At 73.3% G+C, this 7730-nt stretch carries 6 protein-coding genes; all 6 read left to right on the top strand.

All coding sequences use genetic code 11. The features are described 5' to 3' along the window. The first annotated feature begins 57 nt into the window (after positions 1 to 57). The 6 genes from glpK (at position 58) to ACWGIS_RS30130 (ending at position 7594) form a co-directional block, all read left to right on the top strand. Positions 58 to 1608, top strand: coding sequence for a glycerol kinase GlpK (gene glpK / locus ACWGIS_RS30105; protein ID WP_453365624.1), 1551 nt, complete (start codon positions 58 to 60; stop codon positions 1606 to 1608). 7 nt (positions 1609 to 1615) lie between these two features. Continuing rightward, positions 1616 to 3232 (top strand): FAD-dependent oxidoreductase, encoded by a 1617-nt coding sequence (locus ACWGIS_RS30110; RefSeq protein WP_453365625.1) that lies wholly within the window; start codon positions 1616 to 1618, stop codon positions 3230 to 3232. A 223-nt stretch (positions 3233 to 3455) separates the two neighbouring features. Then, positions 3456 to 4442 (top strand): LLM class flavin-dependent oxidoreductase, encoded by a 987-nt coding sequence (locus tag ACWGIS_RS30115; RefSeq protein WP_453365626.1) that lies wholly within the window; start codon positions 3456 to 3458, stop codon positions 4440 to 4442. Next, on the top strand, positions 4439 to 5524 hold the full coding sequence (locus ACWGIS_RS30120; RefSeq protein ID WP_453365627.1) for an LLM class flavin-dependent oxidoreductase: 1086 nt from the start codon (positions 4439 to 4441) through the stop codon (positions 5522 to 5524). Before ACWGIS_RS30115 ends, ACWGIS_RS30120 begins: the two co-directional genes overlap by 4 nt. Positions 5525 to 5557: 33 nt before the next feature. Next, positions 5558 to 6229 carry a FadR/GntR family transcriptional regulator gene (locus ACWGIS_RS30125; protein ID WP_453365628.1) on the top strand — a complete coding sequence of 224 codons (672 nt, stop codon included), beginning with the start codon at positions 5558 to 5560 and terminating at the stop codon, positions 6227 to 6229. 201 nt (positions 6230 to 6430) lie between these two features. Beyond that, positions 6431 to 7594 (top strand): PAC2 family protein, encoded by a 1164-nt coding sequence (locus tag ACWGIS_RS30130; RefSeq protein ID WP_453365629.1) that lies wholly within the window; start codon positions 6431 to 6433, stop codon positions 7592 to 7594. The last annotated feature ends 136 nt before the right edge of the window (positions 7595 to 7730 follow it).

Here is a 7730-nt window from a genome sequence, read left to right on the forward strand (position 1 = left end):
CCGCCCGACCGCCGACGGCGGACCGAGTACGCCACCCGAGACTTCCTGGAGCACACCGTGACCGACGCACACACCGCCGGCCCCTTCATCGCCGCGATCGACCAGGGCACGACGTCGAGCCGCTGCATCGTCTTCGACCGGGACGGCCGCATCGTCTCCGTCGACCAGAAGGAGCACGAGCAGATCTTCCCGAAGCCGGGCTGGGTGGAGCACGACGCCACCGAGATCTGGAAGAACGTCGAGGAGGTCGTCGCCGGAGCCATCGCGAAGGCCGGCATCACCCGCGACGACATCAAGGCCATCGGCATCACCAACCAGCGTGAGACCACGCTGCTGTGGGACAAGAACACCGGCGAGCCCGTCCACAACGCCCTCGTCTGGCAGGACACCCGCACCGACGCCCTCTGCAAGGAACTCGGCCGCAACGTCGGGCAGGACCGCTTCCGCCGCGAGACCGGCCTGCCGCTGGCCTCCTACTTCGCCGGCCCGAAGGCCCGCTGGCTGCTGGACAACGTCGAGGGCCTGCGCGAGCGCGCCGAGGCCGGGGACATCCTCTTCGGCACGATGGACAGCTGGGTCATCTGGAACCTCACCGGCGGCGTGAACGGCGGCCGGCACGTCACCGACGTGACCAACGCCTCGCGCACCATGCTGATGAACCTGCACACCATGGAGTGGGACGCGAAGATCGCCGAGTCCATCGGTGTCCCGCTGGCGATGCTGCCCGAGATCCGCTCCTCCGCCGAGGTGTACGGCGAGATCACCGGCGGCAAGCTCGGGGACCTCCTCGGCGGCATCCCGGTCGCGTCCGCGCTCGGCGACCAGCAGGCGGCCCTCTTCGGCCAGACCTGCTTCTCCGAGGGCGAGGCCAAGTCCACCTACGGCACCGGCACCTTCATGCTGATGAACACCGGTGACAAGATCATCAACTCGTACAGCGGGCTGCTGACCACGGTGGGCTACCGGATCGGCGACCAGGACCCGGTCTACGCCCTGGAGGGCTCGATCGCCGTCACCGGTTCGCTGGTGCAGTGGATGCGCGACCAGATGGGCCTGATCAAGTCGGCCGCCGAGATCGAGACGCTCGCCTCGTCGGTCGAGGACAACGGCGGCGCGTACTTCGTGCCCGCCTTCTCCGGTCTGTTCGCCCCGTACTGGCGCCCCGACGCCCGCGGTGTGATCGCCGGCCTGACCCGCTACGTCACCAAGGCGCACATCGCGCGCGCCGTCCTCGAGGCCACCGCCTGGCAGACCCGCGAGATCAGCGACGCCATGACCAAGGACTCCGGCGTCGAGCTCGCGGCCCTCAAGGTCGACGGCGGCATGACCTCCAACAACCTGCTGATGCAGACCCTGGCCGACGTCCTCGACGCACCCGTGGTGCGCCCGATGGTCGCCGAGACCACCTGCCTCGGCGCCGCCTACGCCGCCGGTCTCGCCGTCGGCTTCTGGTCCAACACCGAGGATCTGCGCGCCAACTGGCGCCGGGCCGCGGAGTGGACTCCCAACATGGCCGCGGAGACCCGCGACCGCGAGTACAAGAGCTGGCTCAAGGCCGTGGAGCGGTCCATGGGCTGGCTCGACGATGGAAACACTGGCGAGGAGTAAGACCCGCATGAGTACCCAGACCACCCTGCAGTCCGTGCCTGCCCTCGGTACGCACCCGGCCTCCGGCTCCGCCCCGAGCCGCGCCGAGACCCGGGAGCAGCTCTCCAAGGCGACGTACGACCTCCTCGTCATCGGCGGCGGCATCCTGGGCATCTCCACCGCCTGGCACGCCGCGCAGTCCGGGCTGCGGGTGGCTCTGGTCGACGCCGGCGACTTCGCCGGCGCCACGTCCTCCGCCTCCTCCAAGCTCCTCCACGGCGGTCTGCGCTACCTGCAGACCGGCGCGGTGAAGCTGGTGGCGGAGAACCACTTCGAGCGCCGTGCGGTCTCCCGCCAGGTGGCTCCCCACCTGGCGAACCCGCTGACCTTCTACCTCCCCGTGTACAAGGGCGGTCCGCACGGCGCCGCGAAGCTCGGCGCGGGCGTGTTCGCGTACTCGGCGCTGTCCGCCTTCGGCGACGGCGTCGGGCACCTGCTCTCCCCCGCCAAGGCCCAGCGTGACGTCCCGGAGCTGCGCACCGAGAACCTGAAGGCCGTGGCCGTGTACGGCGACGACCAGATGAACGACGCGCGGATGGCGCTGATGACGGTCCGCGCGGCCGTCGAGTCCGGCGCCGTCGTGCTCAACCACGCCGAGGTCACCGGCCTGCGCTTCACCCGGGGCCGGGTCACCGGCGCGGACCTCAAGGACCGGACGACCGGGGACGAGTTCGGCGTCGACGCCCGCCTCGTGCTCAACGCGACCGGCCCCTGGGTCGACCACCTGCGCCGGATGGAGGACCCGAACGCGGCTCCGTCCATCCGCCTGTCCAAGGGCGCGCACCTGGTCCTCAAGCGCACCTCCCCCTGGAAGGCCGCGCTGGCCACCCCGATCGACAAGTACCGGATCACCTTCGCCCTCCCCTGGGAGGACATGCTGCTGCTCGGCACGACCGACGAGGAGTACGAGGGCGACCCCGGCGAGGTCGCGGTCACCGAGACGGACATAACCCAGATCCTGGACGAGGCCGCGTTCTCCGTCCGGGACCAGCAGCTCTCCCGCGACCTGATCACGTACTCCTTCGCGGGCCTGCGGGTGCTGCCCGGCGGCCCCGGCGACACCTCCAAGGCCAAGCGGGAGACGGTCGTCACGGAGGGCCGCGGCGGGATGCTGTCCGTCGCGGGCGGCAAGTGGACCACCTTCCGCCACATCGGCCGCACGGTCATGCAGAAGCTGGAGTCGCTGCCGGGCCACCCGCTCGGCGAGGACTTCGAGCCGGTCAAGGAACTGCCGAAGAAGCTGCCGCTGCCCGGTGTGGCCAACCCCCGTGCCGTGGCGCACCGGCTCCTGGTCGACAACCCGGCTCCGGGCCCGCGCATGGCCGCGGACACCGCCCGGCACCTGGCCACCCACTACGGCTCGCTGGCCTTCGACATCGCCCGCCTGGCGAACGAGAACCCGGCGCTCGGCGAGCGCGTCCACCCGGACGCCCCGGAGATCTGGGCGCAGGTCGTCTACGCCCGGGACAACGAATGGGCCGAGACGGCGGACGACGTGCTGCGCCGCCGTACGACGCTGACGATCCGCGGCCTGGCGACGGACGAGATCCGCGCCGGGGTGCAGGACCTGCTCGACAAGAAGTAGGCGTCCCCGCGGGGACGAGGGGCGGCTCCCACGGGGGGAGCCGCCCCTTCCGCGTACCCGGACGGCTTCGCCGCCCACCGTCCGACGCTGCCGTACCCGGCTCCGCCGCCCGCCCCCTGACGCTGCCATGCCCCCTACACACCGCCGCAACGTCCCGGGACCAGAGTGGGAGGCGGGCCCCGCGCGCGGACGGAGACGGGCCCGACGGACTCGGGAGACGGGTATGGGCTCACTGATTCTCGGCGTCGCGCTCGACGGCCGCGGCTCGCATCCGGCGGCGCCCGGCGGGCCGCCCACGGTGGAGGAGTTCGTACGGCTGGTACGGCGCTCGGAGGCGGCGCTGCTGGACTTCGTGAGCGTGGAGGACGGGCCGGGGCGGCTCGACTCGGCCCTGCTGCTCGCCGTCGCGGCGCGCGAGACGTCACGGATCGGGCTGGTGCCGCTCGGCCCCACCCTGGGGCAGCCCGCCGCCTACGCGGCCAGGTTCGCCACGCTCGATCTGCTCAGCCACGGCCGGGCGGGCGTCCGCCCGCGCATCGCCGCGGACGACGTGGAGCACGACCGGATCCTCGCCGTCCTCGGGACACCCGACGGCGACCGCCTGGTGGCCGGACTCTTCGAGCGCGCGGCCGAGTTCCTGGGCCGGGTGGGCCTCGCCTGGGACGGCGCCGATGCATCGACGGCCCCTCCGCAGGGCCGTCCGCCGCTGATCTCGCTGGCCCACGACACCGTCCCGTACCGCTTCGCGGCCCGCCGCAGCGACGTCGTCGTCGTCACGCCCGCCGACACCGCCGTCCTGCGGGCGACGCGCGCCGAGATCGACCGGCTCGCCGCCGGGGAGGGGCGCACCCTCAAGGTCCTCGCCGACCTGAACGTGGTCCTCGCGCCCACCCGGGCCCGTGCGGCCGAGCGGCTCGCCCGGCTGGAGGACGCCGCGGGCGGGCCCTTCACCTCGGACGCGGCCGTGTTCCACGGGACGCCGGAGGAGCTGGCGGACCTCGTCGAGGAGTGGCACCGGGAGGGCGGTGCCGACGGTGTCCGCGTCCGTCCGGCGGTGCTGCCCGACGACCTGGACGCCCTCGCGGACGGGGTCGCACCCGAGCTGATCCGGCGCGGGCTGCTGCGCTCCGCGTACGAGACCCGCACCCTGCGCGGCCACCTCGGCCTCGGCCCCGCCACCGCCACCGCCATCCAGGAGGGAACCCCGTGAAGTTCCAGGTCCTGTCCATCATCGGCCACGCCCCGCATCCGCTGACCGGTGAACTCCCCACTCCGGCGGACCGGTTGGCGCAGGTCGTCGAGGTCGGCGCGGCGGCGGAGCGGCTCGGCTTCGACGCGTACGCGGTCGGCGAGCGGCACGCCGGGCCGTTCCTGTCCTCCGCCCCGACCGTCGTCCTCGGCGCGCTGACCGCCCGCACCAGCCGCATCAGGCTGCTCACCGGAGTCACCGTCGTGGCCGTCCTCGACCCGGTGCGGGTCGCTGAGGACTACGCCACACTCGACCAACTTTCGCGGGGCCGCGTCGAGTTGGTGATCGGCAAGGGCGCCGAGGCCGGCCACTTCGGCCTCTTCGGACTCGACGAGGAACGGCAGTGGGACCTCCAGAAGGAGAAGTACGAGCTGCTGCGCCGACTGTGGCGCGAGGAGAACGTCGACTGGGAGGGTGAGTTCAGGCCGGCGCTGAAGGGCGTGACCACCGTGCCGCGTCCGCACGGCCGGCCGCCGCGTGTCTGGCACGGCTCGGCCACCTCCCTCAACTCCCCCGAACTGGCCGCCCTGCACGGCGATCCGCTCTTCACGGCCAACGCCGTGCAGCCGCGGGCCGCCTACGCCCGGCTGATCGCGCACTACCGGGAACGGTTCGAGGCGCACGGGCACGATCCGGCGAACGCCCGGGTGGCGGCGGGGTCCGGCGGACTGCTCATCGCGGACACGCCCCAACAGGCCGTCGCCCGCTACCGGGAGCTGTACGAGGCGAAGGTGCGGCAGTCCTTCCGGCCGCACCTGGAGGGGCGGGCGGGCTACAACACGCCGTTCCGCACGATCGAGGACGCGATCGCGGACGGGCCGCAGCTCATCGGGTCGCCGCAGCAGATCATCGACAAGATCCTCGGGTATCACCAGGTGTACCGGCACGACCTGCAGTCCGTCACCGTGGACGCCTTCGGGCAGTCGACGGCCGAGCAGACGGAGACGCTTCAGCGGTTCCAGGAGGAAGTCGCCCCGGTGGTACGGCGGGAGGCGCCGAGCAGCCTGTGGGAGGAGGACACGGCACCCCTCATACTGTCGTGAGACATCGGATGTCTGACCGACGGGGGGCCCGCCATGACCGTCACCGACGAGGCCATCGGGAAGATCAAGGAGATGATCGTCTCCGGCGCCCTGCGCCCCGGTGACCGGCTCCCCAGGGAGAGCGAACTCGCCGCCGGACTCGGTCTGTCGCGCAACTCCCTGCGCGAGGCGGTGCGGGCCCTCTCGCTCATCCGCATCCTCGACGTGCGCCAGGGCGACGGCACCTACGTCAGCAGCCTGGACCCCCAAGTCCTGCTGGAGGCGCTGAGTTTCGTCGTCGACCTCCACCGCGACGACACCGTCCTGGAGTTCCTCGCGGTGCGCCGCATCCTGGAACCGGCCGCGACCGCGCTCGCCGCCCCGCGCGTCACCGACGAGGAGCTGGACACCCTCGCCGCCCGGCTGGACGCGCTCGGCCCCGCCCCCTCGGTGGAGGAACTCGTCGCCGCCGACCTGGAGTTCCACCGTGCCATCGCGCGCAGCTCCGGCAACGCGGTCCTGTGCTCCCTGCTCGAAGGGCTCGCCGGACCCACCACGCGGGCCCGGGTCTGGCGCGGACTGACCCGGGAGGACGCCGCCGGCCGCACGCTGCGCGAGCACCGGGCGATCCTGGGGGCGCTGCGCGACCGGGACGCGGAGGCCGCCCGGTCGTGGGCCACGGTGCACATCGCGAGCGTCGAGCGGTGGCTGCGGTCGGCGCTCTGAGCCGGCGGGCCCGCCGCTGACGCCGGCCTCGCCGGAGAGCTGCCGGGCGGAGCGGGCACAGCTCGGATGACTGACGGGTGTTCGGGGGCGGTGTTCGGGGCAGTGATCCGTTCACGCCCCCGTGCAAGGGGGCTGCGGAGGGGCCCCGCGCACGCCGTAAGGTTGGGACGTACGCGAGGACACGTCGGAAGGAGGCGCTGGGTGATCGAGCTCGAGGGGGTTCCCGAGCTGGTCGACCCGGTCATGGTGGCCGCGTTCGAGGGCTGGAACGACGCCGGTGACGCCGCCTCCGCCGCGGTCGCGCATCTCGACCGGGAGTGGAAGGGCGAGGTGTTCGCGGCGCTCGACGCCGAGGACTACTACGACTTCCAGGTCAACCGTCCCACCGTGTGGCTGGACGGCGGCGTCCGCAAGATCACCTGGCCGACGACACGGCTGTCCGTGGTCCGGGTCGGCGGCGAGAAGCCTCGCGACCTGGTGCTGGTCCGGGGCATCGAGCCGTCGATGCGCTGGCGCTCGTTCTGCAACGAACTGCTGGGCTTCGCGCACGAACTGGGCGTCGAGCTCGTGGTGATCCTGGGCGCGCTGCTCGGCGACACCCCGCACACCCGGCCGGTCCCGGTCAGCGGCGTCACCTCCGACGCGGACCTGGCCCGCACGATGGACCTGGAGGAGACCAAGTACGAGGGCCCCACGGGCATCGTCGGCATCCTCCAGGAGGCGTGCACGCACGCGGGCGTACCGGCCGTGTCGCTGTGGGCGGCGGTTCCGCACTACGTGTCGCAGCCGCCCAACCCGAAGGCGACGCTGGCCCTCCTGAACCGTCTGGAGGACCTCATCGACCTGCGCATCCCGCTGGGCGACCTGGCCGAGGACGCGCGGGCGTGGCAGCTGGGCGTGGATCAGCTGGCCGCCGAGGACAGCGAGGTCGCGGAGTACGTGCAGACGCTGGAGGAGGCCCGCGACACCGCCGAGCTGCCCGAGGCGTCGGGCGAGGCGATCGCCCGCGAGTTCGAGCGGTACCTGCGGCGCCGGGACGGTGGCGGTCCCGCGTCGGGGGCCGGCGGGCACGCGACGGAGAGCGGCGAGTCCGGGACGTACCTGCGCGACACCCCGGGCGGCCGGGGGCGGCCCAAGCCGCAGGGTCCCGACGCCGGACCCGAGACCGGGACCGGCTCCGGAGGCGAGGCGGCCGGTGCGGAGACGGTTGGCGGCGCCGCCGGGGGCACGGACCCCACGGATGCCACCGGCTCACCGGACTCCTCCGACGCGCCCGGCGCCACGGACGCGCAGGACTCTTCCGAACCCCCCGGTCCGGCCCGGCCGTCCGGCTCCCCGGACGCCCCGGACTCCTCCGAGGACTGAAGCCGCCAGGGGCGGTGCGCACGACGCGCACCGCCCCTCGGCGTGCGGCCCGGCCCGCGGCCCCCGCCCCCCCCCCCCCGGGCGGACGCCCCGGCCCGCGGGGGCGCGGCGGCGCCGGGCCCGCCCCCCGGCCGGG

It is taken from the genome of Streptomyces sp. NPDC054842, from assembly GCF_053611025.1.